15 protein-coding genes are annotated in these 14,885 nt (G+C 39.9%); 7 read left to right on the forward strand and 8 right to left on the reverse strand.

The genetic code is table 11. From position 1 onward, the window contains the following. Positions 1-63: 63 nt before the first annotated feature. On the reverse strand, positions 64-690 hold the full coding sequence (upp, locus tag Q1K78_RS02000) for a uracil phosphoribosyltransferase (protein ID WP_012550882.1): 627 nt from the start codon (positions 688-690) through the stop codon (positions 64-66). 226 nt (positions 691-916) lie between these two features. On the opposite strand from upp, the gene purM reads away from it, so the two are divergent. After that, positions 917-1,957, forward strand: a complete 1,041-nt coding sequence (purM, locus tag Q1K78_RS02005) for a phosphoribosylformylglycinamidine cyclo-ligase (RefSeq protein WP_300173878.1) — start codon at positions 917-919, stop codon at positions 1,955-1,957. Between the two features lie 129 nt (positions 1,958-2,086). Then, positions 2,087-2,725, forward strand: a complete 639-nt coding sequence (gene purN / locus Q1K78_RS02010) for a phosphoribosylglycinamide formyltransferase (RefSeq protein WP_300174023.1) — start codon at positions 2,087-2,089, stop codon at positions 2,723-2,725. A gap of 65 nt (positions 2,726-2,790) precedes the next feature. Here the strand turns inward: purN and Q1K78_RS02015 are convergent, their stop codons facing one another. Beyond that, positions 2,791-3,618 carry a class II glutamine amidotransferase gene (locus Q1K78_RS02015; protein ID WP_300173880.1) on the reverse strand — a complete coding sequence of 276 codons (828 nt, stop codon included), beginning with the start codon at positions 3,616-3,618 and terminating at the stop codon, positions 2,791-2,793. A 75-nt stretch (positions 3,619-3,693) separates the two neighbouring features. Continuing rightward, positions 3,694-4,275: a D-sedoheptulose 7-phosphate isomerase gene (gene lpcA, locus Q1K78_RS02020; RefSeq protein ID WP_045102705.1), complete on the reverse strand. Its 582-nt coding sequence runs from the start codon at positions 4,273-4,275 to the stop codon at positions 3,694-3,696. A gap of 352 nt (positions 4,276-4,627) precedes the next feature. Here lpcA and fadE point away from each other — a divergent pair, with 352 nt between their 5' ends. Beyond that, positions 4,628-7,075, forward strand: a complete 2,448-nt coding sequence (fadE, locus tag Q1K78_RS02025) for an acyl-CoA dehydrogenase FadE (RefSeq protein WP_300173888.1) — start codon at positions 4,628-4,630, stop codon at positions 7,073-7,075. Between the two features lie 74 nt (positions 7,076-7,149). Here fadE and Q1K78_RS02030 read toward each other — a convergent pair whose 3' ends face one another. The 3 genes from Q1K78_RS02030 to dnaQ all read right to left on the reverse strand — a co-directional run bounded on the left by Q1K78_RS02030 (position 7,150) and on the right by dnaQ (position 9,513). Beyond that, positions 7,150-7,329 (reverse strand): hypothetical protein, encoded by a 180-nt coding sequence (locus tag Q1K78_RS02030; RefSeq protein ID WP_300173890.1) that lies wholly within the window; start codon positions 7,327-7,329, stop codon positions 7,150-7,152. Positions 7,330-7,512: 183 nt separating this feature from the next. After that, positions 7,513-8,775: a TIGR03503 family protein gene (locus Q1K78_RS02035; protein WP_300173892.1), complete on the reverse strand. Its 1,263-nt coding sequence runs from the start codon at positions 8,773-8,775 to the stop codon at positions 7,513-7,515. A 9-nt stretch (positions 8,776-8,784) separates the two neighbouring features. Further along, complete coding sequence (dnaQ, locus tag Q1K78_RS02040) at positions 8,785-9,513, reverse strand: DNA polymerase III subunit epsilon (RefSeq protein WP_300173894.1); 729 nt, start codon at positions 9,511-9,513, stop codon at positions 8,785-8,787. A 37-nt stretch (positions 9,514-9,550) separates the two neighbouring features. Here dnaQ and rnhA point away from each other — a divergent pair, with 37 nt between their 5' ends. Further along, complete coding sequence (rnhA, locus tag Q1K78_RS02045) at positions 9,551-10,024, forward strand: ribonuclease HI (protein WP_300173896.1); 474 nt, start codon at positions 9,551-9,553, stop codon at positions 10,022-10,024. Between the two features lie 19 nt (positions 10,025-10,043). On the opposite strand, the gene Q1K78_RS02050 is transcribed toward rnhA, so the two are convergent. Further along, complete coding sequence (locus Q1K78_RS02050; protein WP_300174025.1) at positions 10,044-10,784, reverse strand: methyltransferase domain-containing protein; 741 nt, start codon at positions 10,782-10,784, stop codon at positions 10,044-10,046. Positions 10,785-10,835: 51 nt separating this feature from the next. Here Q1K78_RS02050 and gloB point away from each other — a divergent pair, with 51 nt between their 5' ends. The 3 genes from gloB (at position 10,836) to Q1K78_RS02065 (ending at position 13,968) form a co-directional block, all read left to right on the forward strand. Continuing rightward, on the forward strand, positions 10,836-11,594 hold the full coding sequence (gloB, locus tag Q1K78_RS02055) for a hydroxyacylglutathione hydrolase (protein ID WP_300173898.1): 759 nt from the start codon (positions 10,836-10,838) through the stop codon (positions 11,592-11,594). Between the two features lie 116 nt (positions 11,595-11,710). After that, positions 11,711-13,279 carry a LysM peptidoglycan-binding domain-containing protein gene (locus Q1K78_RS02060; RefSeq protein ID WP_300173900.1) on the forward strand — a complete coding sequence of 523 codons (1,569 nt, stop codon included), beginning with the start codon at positions 11,711-11,713 and terminating at the stop codon, positions 13,277-13,279. Next, complete coding sequence (locus tag Q1K78_RS02065) at positions 13,276-13,968, forward strand: YIP1 family protein (RefSeq protein ID WP_300173902.1); 693 nt, start codon at positions 13,276-13,278, stop codon at positions 13,966-13,968. Before Q1K78_RS02060 ends, Q1K78_RS02065 begins: the two co-directional genes overlap by 4 nt. Here Q1K78_RS02065 and Q1K78_RS02070 read toward each other — a convergent pair. Next, positions 13,949-14,815 carry an endonuclease/exonuclease/phosphatase family protein gene (locus tag Q1K78_RS02070; protein WP_300173904.1) on the reverse strand — a complete coding sequence of 289 codons (867 nt, stop codon included), beginning with the start codon at positions 14,813-14,815 and terminating at the stop codon, positions 13,949-13,951. The genes Q1K78_RS02065 and Q1K78_RS02070 overlap by 20 nt on opposite strands. Positions 14,816-14,885 lie beyond the last annotated feature (70 nt).

Genomic DNA, 14,885 nt, shown 5'->3' on the forward strand with positions numbered 1-14,885 from the left:
AGAAAAAGGCTTGATGATTAATACATCAAGCCTTTTTAAATTCTTAATTTAAGTAACTAAAAATTACTTAGTACCGAAGATCTTATCACCAGCATCGCCAAGACCAGGAATGATGTAACCTTTATCATTCAATTTCTCATCGATAGCCGCCGTGTAAAGCTCAACATCTGGGTGTGCTTTTTCTAATGCAGCAATACCTTCTGGAGCAGCAACAAGAACAAGAATTTTAAAGTTCTTACAGCCTTTCTCTTTTAGAAGATCAAGCGTAGCAATCATAGAACCACCAGTCGCCAGCATTGGATCAACAACAAGAGCAATACGCTCATCGATGTTAGATGCTAACTTATTAAAGTATGGTACTGGCTCAAGTGTTTCTTCGTCACGGTAAATACCAACAACACTGATACGTGCACTTGGGATATGCTCAAGAACACCATCCATCATGCCAAGACCCGCACGAAGAATTGGCACTACTGTTACTTTTTTACCTTTAATTTGGTCAACTTCAACAGGGCCATTCCAGCCATTGATAGTTACTTTTTCTGTTTCAAAATCTGATGTTGCTTCATAAGTAAGTAGGCTACCTACTTCTGTTGCTAATTCACGAAAACGCTTAGTACTGATATCGCCTTCACGCATTAAACCAATTTTATGTTTTATTAGCGGGTGTTTTACTTCAACAACTTTCATTTCTGACTCCAGATACATTAATCAAACCTTCTAATTATACATATTTTTCTCTTAAAAAATGACGTAATAGTAAAATAAATGACAGTTCTCTTAAGCTGTTTACCGAAGTTATTATTTTTTATTACAAAATTAATGCAAAAACTCTTACGCAAACGTTTCCCTTTTTACATTGTGCTGTTAGAATGGCGCGGATTTTTGAAATCCAACCTATGGCGAGGACACCACTGTGAGCGACAACAAAACTTCTCTTAGCTACAAAGATGCTGGCGTAGACATTGATGCTGGTAATGCACTTGTTGATCGAATTAAAGGCGTAGTAAAACGTACTCGTCGCCCAGAAGTAATGGGTGGCATTGGTGGTTTTGGTGCGTTATGTGAACTTCCAACGAAATATAAGCAACCTGTTTTAGTTTCGGGTACTGATGGCGTTGGTACTAAGCTTCGTTTAGCTTTAGATCTAAACAAGCACGATACGATTGGTATCGACTTAGTCGCTATGTGTGTAAATGACCTAATTGTTCAAGGTGGCGAACCTCTGTTCTTCCTTGATTATTATGCAACAGGCAAGCTTGATATTGATGTTGCTGCTGAAGTAGTTACGGGCATCGGTGAAGGTTGTATTCAAGCTGGTTGTGCATTAATCGGTGGTGAAACTGCTGAAATGCCAGGCATGTATGAAGGCGAAGATTACGATGTGGCTGGTTTCTGTGTTGGTGTTGTTGAAAAAGAAGACATCATCGATGGTACAAAAGTCGCTGCGGGTGATGCATTAATCGCTGTAGGCTCTAGCGGCCCTCACTCAAATGGCTATTCATTAATCCGTAAAATCCTTGAAGTATCAAATGCTGATCTTACTGAAGAATTAAACGGTAAAACGATTGCAGACCATTTAATCGAACCAACGAAAATCTACATTAAATCAGCACTTAAAATGATTGCAGAGCATGACATTCATGCTATCTCTCATATTACTGGTGGTGGTTTCTGGGAAAATATCCCACGTGTACTTCCTGAAGGTACTAAAGCGGTTGTTGATGGTAAGAGCTGGGAATGGCCTGCTATCTTTAACTGGCTACAAGAAAAAGGCAACGTGGATACTTACGAAATGTACCGCACCTTTAACTGTGGTGTAGGTCTTGTTGTTGCCCTTCCAAAAGAACAAGCTGAACAAGCTGTTGCTTTACTGAATGCTGAAGGCGAAAACGCTTGGGTTATCGGTGAAGTCGCTGTTGCAGAGCAAGGCGAAGAACAAGTTGAGATCCGTTAATCGGGTTTCATAAATTTGAGCTAGCTCATAAAGCATAAATAGAAAGGTGATCAATTATTCGATCACCTTTTTTATATCTATTATTTATGTTCGAATAGTTATCATTACTTAAAAGATAAGATCGTTATGATGAAGAATATTGTTGTATTAGTTTCAGGCAGTGGCACTAACTTACAAGCGTTTATTGATGCTTGTGGTAACAAAATCCCTAACGCGCGTATTTCAGCCGTCATTTCAAATAAGAGTGATGCTTATGGACTACAACGCGCCGTTAATGCTGGAATTAATATTCATAGCTTAAGCGCTACAGGCTATGAAAGCCGTGAAAAATATGATGAAGCATTAGCAACACTGATCGATCTTCATCAGCCTGATGTCATTATCCTTGCCGGATTTATGCGTATTTTAAGTGACGCTTTTGTACTGCGTTATCAAGGTAAGATGCTGAATATTCACCCTTCCCTTTTACCTAAATATCCAGGTCTACACACACATCAACGTGCAATTGACGCAGGCGATAAAGAACACGGCACCAGTGTTCATTTTGTTACCCCTGAGTTAGATGGTGGCCCGGTGATCCTTCAAGCTAAAGTACCTATTTTTGAAGAGGATACTATTGAAGAGGTCGCATCACGCGTACAAGCTCAAGAGCACGTCATCTACCCAATGGTTGCGAATTGGTTAGCAGAAGAGAGATTGACGATGCAAAATGGTAAGGCGATCTTAGATGGGAATATATTAGGTCCATCAGGATTAGAAACTGAATAATAAAAATGCCCATCAATATAATATTGATGGGCATTTTTTATACATTATCTTGTCCTGAAATGTGTTTACGCATTAATTGGGCATTCTGATGGCGGTGGAGCCATATCTGGCACCGTATCATGGTTACCAGCGGTTAATTCACCAAAATGAAATAAGGCGTATTCCCCTACTTTCATTTTATGCCACTCTTCATTATCCGTTAATGGTCGTGTCACAACGACTGATACCACATCATTCGGCGTGGTTTCTTTATGGAAATCAATGCTTACATCTTCATCAATTAACGAAGCTTGCCCAAAGGGGGCGCGCCTTGTGATCCAATGTAAATTGTTTGAGCAATAAGTCATCAGATACTCACCGTCGCTCAAGAGCATATTAAACACCCCTAAGCCTCGAAGATGATCACTGCACTCAGAGACAAATTCGAACATCAACATTATGTCTTGAGGCGGCTCAGGGTATTTGTCTTCTAGCTGATTCAGCAACCAACAAAAAGCACGTTCACTGTCTGTTTCACCCACAGGTCGAAAGCGGCCTGTTGATAATTCATTAAATCCTGTCAGTTGACCATTATGCGCAAACGTCCAATATCTTCCCCATAGCTCACGCGTAAAAGGGTGTGTGTTTTCAAGATTGACGTCACCACGGTTTGCCTGGCGAATATGACTTATCACCGCTTTACTTTTTATTGGATAATCTTGCACTAGCTCAGCAATTTTTGAATGGCAACTTGGCTTTGGATCTTTAAATGTGCGAAATCCTTTCCCTTCATAAAAAGTAATCCCCCAGCCATCACGGTGTGGACCCGTGTTGCCACCACGTTGAACTAAGCCTTTAAAACTAAAACAAATATCGGTTGGTACGTTAGCACTCATTCCGAGTAATTCACACATACTTGCGCTACTCCTTTATTCGCAATCTGACCAATATTAACGCTTAATAGCTATAAAATTGGTCAGTATAATGAATTATTTTTCCATCTCTTTTTCAATTAACTGAATAACGATATGGATAATTTTAATGTGGATCTCTTGAATACGGTCAGCATAACCAAAATGAGGAACTCGGATCTCTACATCAGCAAGGCCTGCCATTTTTCCGCCATCTTTACCCGTAAGTGCGATGGTTTTCATGCCTTTTTCTTTTGCCGCTTCAATCGCTTTTAAGATATTGCCAGAGTTACCTGATGTAGATAACCCAAACAATACATCGCCTTTTGATCCTACGGCTTGAGTATAACGAGAGAACACGTGGTCATAACCAAAATCATTACTCACACAAGATAAATGGCTCGGATCAGAAATCGCAATACCTGGGTAACCTGGGCGATTTTCACGATAGCGTCCAGTTAACTCTTCTGCAAAATGCATTGCATCACAGTGTGAACCACCGTTACCACAAGACAATACTTTACCGCCTTGTTTAAATGAATCGGCAATGGTTTTGGCTGCTAGTTCAATTTGAGCAAGGTTTTTATCATCAGCTAAAAAGTCATTCAGTACTTGAGCGGCTTCTGTTAATTCAGAACGGATCAGATCTTGATAAGACATAGGATACTCTCTTTTATTATGTTCCCTAATTGGGGTTGATCTCAGTGTACCTATACCACTAAACCTTTAAAAGAGATCCACACGTTTTTTCTTCTATCTAAGCCATAAATCCTTCAATTTCTTCCTTATGAAATTTGATATGACGCACTTAAAAACAAAAACTGTTTATTAATTACTCAAGCTGGATCACTTTTTAACCATTAACCTTATTTACTTTCTATTAACATTAGCACTACACTTACAATAACTGGTTAGACCTCTCACCAGAAGCACACAAACAATAACATTACGACCGAGTATCGTAATCACCTCTGTTCCTACAAACAGAGCAGCGCCGGAAAAGGAGAATCACATGGCCCTGACACTATTAACAACCTTTATTGCACTTGCTGCACTAAGTTATCATCGACAATCGCTACGAACAGCGACCCTTATCACTGCCGGTATTTTAGCGGTAAGTTCAGGGCTAGGTTATGCCGGTCCTATTAGCTGGGCTGTCTTCTTAGTGATTGCAGTGCCAGTAAATATCCCTTCAATTCGTCAATCTATCTTTAGTAATAAGGCCCTAAGTCTATTCAAAGGCGTGATGCCTGAAATGTCACAAACCGAGAAAGACGCCATTGAAGCCGGAACGGTCTGGTGGGAAGCCGAGCTATTTAAAGGCAATCCTGATTGGAAATTTCTTCACAACATCCCTAAAAATTCATTATCTGATGAAGAGCAAGCGTTTCTTGATGGGCCAGTGACTGACGTTTGTCGCATGATAAATGACTATGAAGTCACGCATGAACTTGCCGATTTGCCACCAGAAGTATGGCAATACCTAAAAGATAATAAGTTCTTCGCGATGATTATTAAGAAAAAATACGGTGGCTTAGAGTTCTCTGCTTATGCTCAATCGTGTGTTCTACAAAAGCTAACTAGTGTGTCTGGTGTGCTTTCTATTACCGTTGGTGTTCCCAACTCATTAGGTCCTGGTGAATTGTTGCAACACTATGGTACTGAAGACCAAAAAAATCATTACTTACCTCGCTTAGCTGAAGGTAAAGAAATTCCATGTTTCGCTTTAACTAGCCCAGAAGCTGGATCAGATGCAGGTTCAATTCCTGATTTTGGTATCGTGACTAAAGGCATGTGGGAAGGCAAAGAAGTCTTAGGCATGCGTCTTACTTGGAACAAACGCTATATTACCCTTGCTCCTGTTGCTACTGTTCTTGGTTTGGCATTTAAACTGCAAGATCCAGATGGCTTACTCGGCGACAAGAAAAACTTAGGTATTACCTGTGCGCTTATTCCTACCAATTTAGACGGCGTTAAAATTGGCCGTCGTCACTTCCCTATGAATGTGCCATTCCAAAATGGTCCTACACAAGGTGACGATTTATTTGTTCCACTGGATTACATCATCGGTGGTGAAAAAATGGCAGGTCACGGCTGGCGCATGCTGGTTGAATGTTTATCGGTTGGTCGTGGTATTACCTTACCGTCGAATGCAACGGGTGGCGCAAAAACAGCGGCGCTTGCTACTGGGGCTTATGCTCGTATTCGTCGTCAATTCAAATTACCAATTGGTAAGATGGAAGGGATTGAAGAGCCATTAGCACGTATGGCAGGTAATGCCTACATGATGGACGCAGCGAGTGCACTAACTGTTGCCGGGATTGTTCAAGGTGAAAAGCCATCGGTTATCTCAGCCATCGTTAAATACCACTGTACCCACCGAGCACAACGTATTGCGATTGATGGTATGGATATCGCAGGTGGTAAAGGGATCTGTTTAGGCAGCTCAAACTTCTTAGCTCGTAGCTACCAAGGCTCTCCAATTGCGATCACTGTTGAAGGCGCAAATATTTTAACCCGTTCAATGATTATTTACGGCCAAGGTGCTATTCGTTGTCACCCTTATGTTCTTGAAGAAATGGGGGCTGCTTACTTAGAAGATAAACAAGCCTCTCTTGAGAAGTTCGATGCAGCTGTATTTGGTCATATTGGTTTTGGTATTAGTAACTTTGTTCGTAGTTTCTGGTTTGGTTTAACCGATGGTCGCGGATCTAAAACACCATTTAGTGATGATACAAAACGTTATTACCAACAAGTAAACCGCTACAGTACCAACTTAGCGTTATTGTCTGATATTTCAATGGCGGTGCTGGGTGGTAGTTTAAAACGTCGCGAACGTATGTCAGCACGTCTTGGGGATATCCTAAGCCAACTTTACCTAACAACATCCGTACTTAAACGTTTTGATGATGAAGGTCGCCAAAAAGAAGATTTAGCCTTAGTTCACTGGAGTGTACAAGATTCACTACACCAAGCAGAACAAGCGATTGATGGGTTACTATCAAACTTCCCAAATCGATTTATTGCAGGTGCTATGCGCTTTATTTTATTACCAGCGGGACTTTGTCGTCAGCGTCCAAGTGATAAACTAGACCATAAACTGGCTCGAATTCTTCAAGAACCATCAGGCGTTCGTAGCCGAATTGGTCGCGGGTTATTCTTGGAAGCAAGTCGATTTAATCCAGTAGGAAAAATGGAAGAAGCATTGATTGATATCTTAACTGCGGAACCAATTTACGACCGCGTATGTAAAGAGTCAAAACAGCGTCTACCCTTCATGCAATTAGATCGTGTGGCGAAAGTAGGTCTAGAGCTAAATATCATTTCAGACAAAGAAGCCCTATTGCTTCGCAAAGCAGAAAAGAGTCGTTTAGCAACTATCAGCGTAGAAGACTTTGACCCAAGTGAGTTAATCGTAAAGCCTCAAACCAATAACTTTGAGCACAGTAAAATAGCGTAACATTAAGTAAAAAAGAACGAATAAAAAAGGCCAGAGTAAATGCTCTGGCCTTTTTACATTCTGCTACTTAAAGGCTATTTATTTAAATTAACCACTAATTTTAAATAAATAATCTCTTCAATGGATAAGTAAGCAATACTATTATTATTGACACCTAATAAGCCACAACCGATTAAGTTACTCAGTGTTACTTTCTTACTATTGATTAGTAACTCTTTAAACATCTCTTCTATCGCTAACTTATGCTTATCCAAAATAAACCCCTCAATAACCATTAAGCAGAATTATATTTAAATGAAGTGGGAATTTCAACATTTATAAAAAAGCAACAAACAAAGCGAATTTAAGTGTAATAAAATCAATACAACACAAACAAAAAACCGCATTACTGCGGTTTTTTATATCGTCTATTTAAAAAGAATCTACATTCCCAGAACTTACACTTTCGGTGGTGGTGGCATCGACAACTTCTCAGACTTAGGTGCCGCGGCTTTTTGATCTTTCATTGACTTTATTTTTCTCCAACCAAAAATACCGCCAAAGATTAGAATGATAATTAATAGATTACCGACGCCAACATAAATCCAGAACCATTTACGCGCCTCTGCACGCTCTTCTTCTTGCTTCTTCTGCTCTTCAATTTTACGTTGAGCGGCTTCTTCTTTAATTCTTGCTTCATAAGCCGCTTTTAGATCAATCGGCTCTGTGATTCCATAATTATGTTTACCAAGATAAAACTGAAGTGGGCGACCCGTTGCTAATTCAGTCGCATAAACCCAACCAGACCAAGTGTTTTTCCCTGACATATAACTGTTTGGTAAATCAAAATACAGCTTAGTCTCTTCTTTATTCGCTTGCGCTTGGGTTACTGTTACCTGTTCTTTTGGATCCGTTTGTTCAATATGTGCTGCAATTGATCCCGCTTTAATCAATCCCCCTTCGGTATCAATGCTCATCGAATGAGAACGACCTTCATTACGCGCCTGAGTAAAACTCGCACGAATTGGGGCCGGATAAACTAAAACATCTTGCTCTACCGTTCGTAAAAACACCCCATTACGAGATTGAATTCGAACCCAGTATTTACCCGGTTGGATATTAATAGGAAGATTGACAGTAAAAATACCGTCAGCAGCCACTTCATCCAAGTCTTGTCCATTATCTTCAAAAGTTCCTAACACTTCTGCTAATGGGCGAGCTTCTTTTACCAACTCTTTTTCATTCGCAAGGTAAGGTGTAAAAGTGACATTTAATTTTATACGGTTTAAAAAATCACGCAGTACAAGGGGTTTCCCCTCTTCTAATAAACGAGCCGTGAACTTTAAACTCTCCGATTGATATAGTTTCTTTGGTAATGAATCTACATTGAGTGTTAGATTCGATAAAATTTTCACCTTATTTTTTGGTGTAATTTTACCAATCGCTTGCCAAGGACCTGGCATTGGGTTTTCTATCGAAATGATATCCATCCCACTCTCTTCATACCAAGCGACGTGCTCAGGATGTTCCCAAGCATAGTATTTTGTTCCATCAGGACGAACTAACGTTACGGCTTGAGACGCTTTCTCTCTATAAACTAAAAAAGAGACTTGCTTAATCGTTGGATCAACACGAAAACGGTTATCCAACCACGACATTTCAGTACTCTTTGCCCAAGAGAACATTGGGACAAACAATACAATCATCAATAACCGTAACATCTTACACTCCTAATTACGCCACAAACAGGCATCACCAACTACATCCAAACGCTTTTCATGCGCTTCTATTTCATCGGCCGTTGCACGTAAAACCTTTAATCCTTTTCTCTTTATATCCAATCTTTTAATACTTTCTTCTGAAGAATCGGACTGATTTCCAGCATTAAAACTTAAACTCGTTTGCCCACCAGTCATTAACAGGTAAACATCAGCCAAGATCTCGGCATCGAGTAAAGCGCCGTGAAGAGTACGGTGTGAGTTGTCTATGCCATAGCGTTCACACAAAATATCCAGATTATTACGCTTACCTGGGAATAGCTTTTTCGCCATCGCCAAAGTATCGGTAATTTTACAATACTGATCCGTAGTACCAATTAGCTTGTTTAATTTACTGAACTCATAATCCATGAAGCCGACATCGAAGGGCGCATTATGAGCAACTAACTCTGCGCCTTTGATAAAATCTAAAAACTCATCATGAACATCTTTATATTCAGGCTTATCATACAAAAATTCATCAGTAATACCATGGACATCTATCGCTTCGAGATCAATTAATCGATCTGGCTTAATGTACACATGAAAGTGATTACCGGTTAATTTTCGGTTGATGATCTCTACCGCACCAATCTCAACAATACGGTGGCCTTCATAAACAGGGCCACCTGAAAAGTTCATACCTGTGGTTTCTGTATCGAGAACAATAATTCGATTCGGGGAATTGTCGCTAGTATTCATAGGCTCATTTGTGTCAGACTATTTCTAAATTCTTCTAATGATAACAGAGATAATGAAGCAGGTTGAAATTTTCACAGATGGTTCTTGTTTAGGGAATCCAGGTCCTGGTGGTTACGGTATTGTAATGCGCTATAAAGGCACAGAAAAAACCTTTTCTGAGGGGTTTAATCAAACCACGAATAATCGTATGGAAATGTTAGCGGCTGTAATTGCTCTACGTAATTTAAAAGAGCCATGCTCTGTGGTGTTAACGACAGACAGCCAATACGTTCGCCAAGGGATCACTCAGTGGATCCATGGTTGGAAAAAACGCGGTTGGAAAAAAGCGGACAAAAAACCCGTGGTAAACGCCGATCTTTGGAAACAATTAGACGCTGAAGCTGAGCGCCATACTGTCGATTGGCGCTGGGTAAAAGGTCACGCTGGGCATCGTGAAAATGAAATGTGTGATGAATTAGCAAGAACCGCCGCAGAAAACCCGACACAAGATGATACGGGTTATCCTGGCTAATTTTATACAAAAATACTTATTATTTGGAATCCGTTCGGCTTTGATGAGTTTGAGCAACAGAAATAGGGGCCAATTTCGGCTTCTTTTTCCACGCTGACTTTATTGGTCGTAATGGGTAAGTACGCTTTCTTGCCACAATAAAATAAATACCACTAATCGGCTTAACTGAGTCCCCACCTAAGTTTTCAAACCATGTCCATATCGTTCGATAGCGAGTCAAAGGGGCTAACGCAAAGCAATCACTGTACACCACTTCAAAATTCAACACACTCAACCAATCTTTAATTCGATGAGGAGTAAACATCCGCCCACTCCAAGGTAAATTATTCTTTCTCCATGGAAATAAACTCGCAATTCCCATCGCACTCATTGGATTAAAGCCTGTTAAAATAATATAACCATCATTGATAAGCACCCGATCAACTTCCCTTAATAATTGATGGGGATCTGATGAATAATCAAGCTGATGAGAAAGCACACAAGCATCAATACTCTTTTCCAAAAACGGCAGTTTAGGTAACTCTGACATAATATTTCTTAATGAACTTTTGTTATCTAGGTTCACTTGGTGTTTAATATTACAAAAGCGACTATCAAGCTCAGCACTTAGCCCGCCAATTTTAAGCATATGGTAACCAAACAGTTTAGGGCACCATTCATCTAGGCGAGACTGAATTAGCTCACCTATCCACTCTCCATGAGGGATATCTGACCATGAATGCGGTTTTTCAATTTTTTTATCAAGCAGTGCTGGCTTAATCAATGTCGTTACCTATAACTATTTATGACACAAAATTTGGAGATAAGTTTAATGTTATCAATAAAAAGCATACCTGCATTTAATGATAATTACATTTGGCTAATTCACAACAATGATAATCATTGTGTTGTGGTTGACCCAGGTGATGCAGCCCCTGTATTAGCATGCATTAAAGAGCATGGTTTCATTTTAGATGCTATTTTGATTACTCACCACCATCATGACCATATTGGTGGCGTACCTGAGCTTGTACACCAGTTTCCTCATATTAATGTGGTTGGCCCAGAAAATGAACCAATTCCGACCTTAACTCACCCCGTTCGTGATGGTGATTTTGTCGAGTTGTTTGATGAAAAATTCATGGTATTAGGCGTAGAAGGTCATACTAAAGGTCATATTGCTTATGTGGGCGATGAAAAACTGTTTTGTGGTGACACTCTATTCTCTGCGGGTTGTGGTCGTTTGTTTGAAGGCACCGCTGAACAAATGTTTCACTCACTGCAAAAATTAGCGGCTCTGCCTGATGAAACCGAAGTGTACTGTGCTCATGAGTATACTGCCTCAAACTTGGCATTTGCCCTCGCGGTAGAACCTGACAACGATTACTTACAGCAATATCGTGAAAAAGTATTACGTCTTCGTGCTAATGGTAAATCAACCATCCCATCAACAATGCAACGTGAAAAACTAATCAATCCATTTCTAAGAACCAATGAACCGACAGTGAAACATGCAGTTACTAGTAAAGTTTTCGACAATACAGAAGTTGAGACCTTTGCCGCATTAAGAAGATGGAAAGATGAGTTTTAAGTAGGAAACTTGTTTGAAGTGTGGTTGCACAGTATTATCCGTCTCCAAATAAAAAATATAATGCTAACCTCTAAATTAAAATGAGGTTAGCATAAAAATACTGAAGGCAATACACAATGAAACTGAAATTCCATTGGATTGGATTAGCGCTATTAGCAGGCTGCCAAACCGCACCTCCTACAGAAAATACTCAGCCAGAAACCTCGCTTTCAGGGAAAACCCCAACGGTAATTACACCTTCAAAGACGGACACTACACTCACTGAAGTGACGCCTATTGAAAAACCAGCACTGACCCCTCAAGAGCAAGAGGACGTATGGCAGCGTATTGCTATGCAATTAGATATGCCTATTCCTGATCATGAATCTGTCGATTATTATCGTAACTGGTATATCAAACACCCGAGTCATTTACGTACTGTCGCAAAACGAGCACAACCTTTTCTGTATATGATCACGGTCGAAATAGAAAAACGTGGTTTACCAATGGAGTTAGTCCTTCTTCCTGTGGTTGAAAGTGCTTTTGACCCATTTGCCTACTCACACGGCAGTGCTGCTGGTTTATGGCAATTTGTTCCAGGTACGGCTGATCGCTTTAAATTAGAGCGCAATTGGTGGTATGACGGTCGTCGTGATGTACCAGCAGCAACCACTGCTGCCTTAGATTACATGGAATACTTTGACCGTCGCTTTGATGGTAACTGGCAACAATCTATTGCCTCTTACAACAGCGGTGCAGGTCGAGTATCAAGAGCCATCACTAAGAATAAAAAATTGGGTAAACCAACGGATTTCTTCTCATTAGATTTACCAAAAGAAACCAGCGGCTATGTACCTAAGCTGCTTGCTCTTGCTGATATCATAAAAAACCATGAAAAATACGGTGTAGAACTTCCACCCATTCCAAATAAACCAGTGCTTGAAATGGTTAACCCTAAGCAACAATTAGATCTTGCGATTGCCGCTGAATTTGCAGGCATTTCAATTACTGAACTGCAAAGTTATAACCCCGCTTATAATCAATGGGCCACCTCTCCAGACGGACCTTATCATCTGTTATTACCGATTGAAAACGTAGCGCAATTTAATGCTAACTTAAAGAAAAATGGCGATAAAACCATGCAGGTCGTACGTTACAAAGTACAACCCGGAGATACCATTAGTCAGTTAGCAGTAAAACATAACACGACAACCAATATCATCGAGCAAACGAATAATTTAAATGGTTCTAGTATTCGTGTTGGACAATACTTATTAATTCCAACCGCCTCTCAGGGCAATAAAACCTATGCGCTAAGTGCCCCACAACGTTTGAAAAAGACTCAAGCTAAAGCCAAAGGAAAATATAAGCTATCTCATACAGTGAAAGACGGGGAAAGTTTGTGGAGCATTGCTCGTGACAATTCAATTTCATACCGTGATTTAGCAAAATGGAATGGCATGGCACCAAAAGATTCATTACGCATAGGACAAAACCTAGTAATTTGGAAGAACAGCTCAGATGGTGCAATCATCCGAACGGTACATTATCAAATCAGACAAGGTGATAACCTAAGCTCTATCGCACAGAAATTTAGTGTCTCTGTGACAGATATTATGAAATGGAATAACATCGAACGCGGCTCTTACATTAAGCCAGGACAAAAATTAAAACTTTACGTTGATGTTACTAAGGTAAACGTATGACACCTTCTTCAAATCCACTAATTTTATTGGTCGATATTTTTCGCTCTCCCGCAGACTGTTTCGCTGCGTTATATGAACGTGGCAAATGGGCTTGGTTGCCTTATATTTTACTGATCTTCGCACCATTTATGTTCTGGGGAACCTATTTTGACCTCGTCAATTTTGAATGGGTAACCACGAACTTAACCGCTCAAATAGAAAATGTTGGCGGCCAAGTTCAAGGCGAATGGTTAACGAAAGAAATTTTGTTAGCGGGTGAAGTGATTAATGATGTAATGGGACGAACAGCGTCAATTCTATTGCTTGCGCTATGGTTTAAATTGGCCACAAAACAAAGCAAATATCAACACAGCTACCTTAAATGGGTCGCTGCTAGCACTATAGTCATGTTTCCAGCGTTAATTGGTGATCTTGCAAGCTATGCAAGTCTTTTACTGAATCACGCTAATATCATGCCTTACGCTGCGGATTTAAACAGTCTAAATGGTTTAATCAAACTACCTATGACAAATCACTGGTCTGCGTATGCAAGTTCTTTCCCGCTACTTATGCCATGGTATATAGCTCTAAGCTATGCGGCACTAGGAGCATGGACAGATTTAGATCGATCTAAAGCATTAATAATAGCAATCCTTCCTTGGGTTACTTGCTTTACCTTGTGGGGCTCTATTACTGCATTTTCAGGCTAAAACTTACCTGCAGTGGATTATGATCAGAAGCGTTACTCTTGATTGAGTGCGCTTCTTTTACTTCTAGTCCACGATAAAAAATATGGTCTAACGGTAAACCGGTAATAAAGCGCATTCTTTCATCTGGTGTAAATACCACTTCTTGTAAATTCAACAACTGCACTTGTTTTGTTAATTCAGTTAAACGAGCATCACTCCAAGAATTAAAGTCTCCAGCAACAATTAAAGGACCTTTATGTCCATCCACTTCTTTAGAAAGCCCTTCAATTTGATTTTTATAATCTTCGGTTCCTAACGTAAAGTTAATCGCGTGAATATTTATTACCATCAGGGTTTCACCATTTGACAGTCTATATTCAGACAAAAGCGCCGATTTAGGTAAGCGAAGCCAAGGCTCTATGGCGGTATGCGCACATACTTTGGTCGCTGGCACTTTTGCTAACGTTAATACCCCTGCGCTCGTATCAAAAATATCAAATGCACGAACTAGCTCTGCTGAATACGATTTATCAATGACAAATTGCTTTAGTTCCGGCATTAAACTGGCTTCTTGTAATAACACCAAGTCTGATTGAACTGATAATTTATTTAGTGCTGTTTTCCAATTATCTTCTTGCTGTTTATAAATATTCCACACCAATACATTAAATTGACCATCACGATCAATTGGGGCAGAAACATCAAACTGAGCGCAGCCTGATTTATATTGAAGAGGCGTTTGTGAGGAGATATTAGAAAGCTCTATAAACTCAGGCTCTACTGGCACTGTGAAAATAATAGACTTTGCTGCTAATGTTAAACCAACAATAACTGCGGCACATGATAATAAGAGTATTTTCTTTTTCATAAACAAAAAAGGAGTGAATAATCACTCCTTCCTTAAATAGTAATAATGCTAACTAGACTAGCAGATACTT

This window comes from uncultured Aliivibrio sp. (assembly GCF_946479765.1).
Taxonomy (GTDB): Bacteria; Pseudomonadota; Gammaproteobacteria; order Enterobacterales; family Vibrionaceae; genus Aliivibrio.

What these genes read in the sequence shown, in the direction of transcription:
- upp (WP_012550882.1), bottom strand. Translation starts at nt 690, where the DNA reads ATGAAAGTTGTTGAAGTAAAACACCCGCTAATAAAACATAAAATTGGT.
- purN (WP_300174023.1), top strand. Translation starts at nt 2,087, where the DNA reads ATGAAGAATATTGTTGTATTAGTTTCAGGCAGTGGCACTAACTTACAA.
- Q1K78_RS02015 (WP_300173880.1), bottom strand. Translation starts at nt 3,618, where the DNA reads ATGTGTGAATTACTCGGAATGAGTGCTAACGTACCAACCGATATTTGT.
- lpcA (WP_045102705.1), bottom strand. Translation starts at nt 4,275, where the DNA reads ATGTCTTATCAAGATCTGATCCGTTCTGAATTAACAGAAGCCGCTCAA.
- fadE (WP_300173888.1), top strand. Translation starts at nt 4,628, where the DNA reads ATGGCCCTGACACTATTAACAACCTTTATTGCACTTGCTGCACTAAGT.
- Q1K78_RS02035 (WP_300173892.1), bottom strand. Translation starts at nt 8,775, where the DNA reads ATGTTACGGTTATTGATGATTGTATTGTTTGTCCCAATGTTCTCTTGG.
- dnaQ (WP_300173894.1), bottom strand. Translation starts at nt 9,513, where the DNA reads ATGAATACTAGCGACAATTCCCCGAATCGAATTATTGTTCTCGATACA.
- rnhA (WP_300173896.1), top strand. Translation starts at nt 9,551, where the DNA reads ATGATAACAGAGATAATGAAGCAGGTTGAAATTTTCACAGATGGTTCT.
- gloB (WP_300173898.1), top strand. Translation starts at nt 10,836, where the DNA reads ATGTTATCAATAAAAAGCATACCTGCATTTAATGATAATTACATTTGG.
- Q1K78_RS02060 (WP_300173900.1), top strand. Translation starts at nt 11,711, where the DNA reads ATGAAACTGAAATTCCATTGGATTGGATTAGCGCTATTAGCAGGCTGC.
- Q1K78_RS02065 (WP_300173902.1), top strand. Translation starts at nt 13,276, where the DNA reads ATGACACCTTCTTCAAATCCACTAATTTTATTGGTCGATATTTTTCGC.
- Q1K78_RS02070 (WP_300173904.1), bottom strand. Translation starts at nt 14,815, where the DNA reads ATGAAAAAGAAAATACTCTTATTATCATGTGCCGCAGTTATTGTTGGT.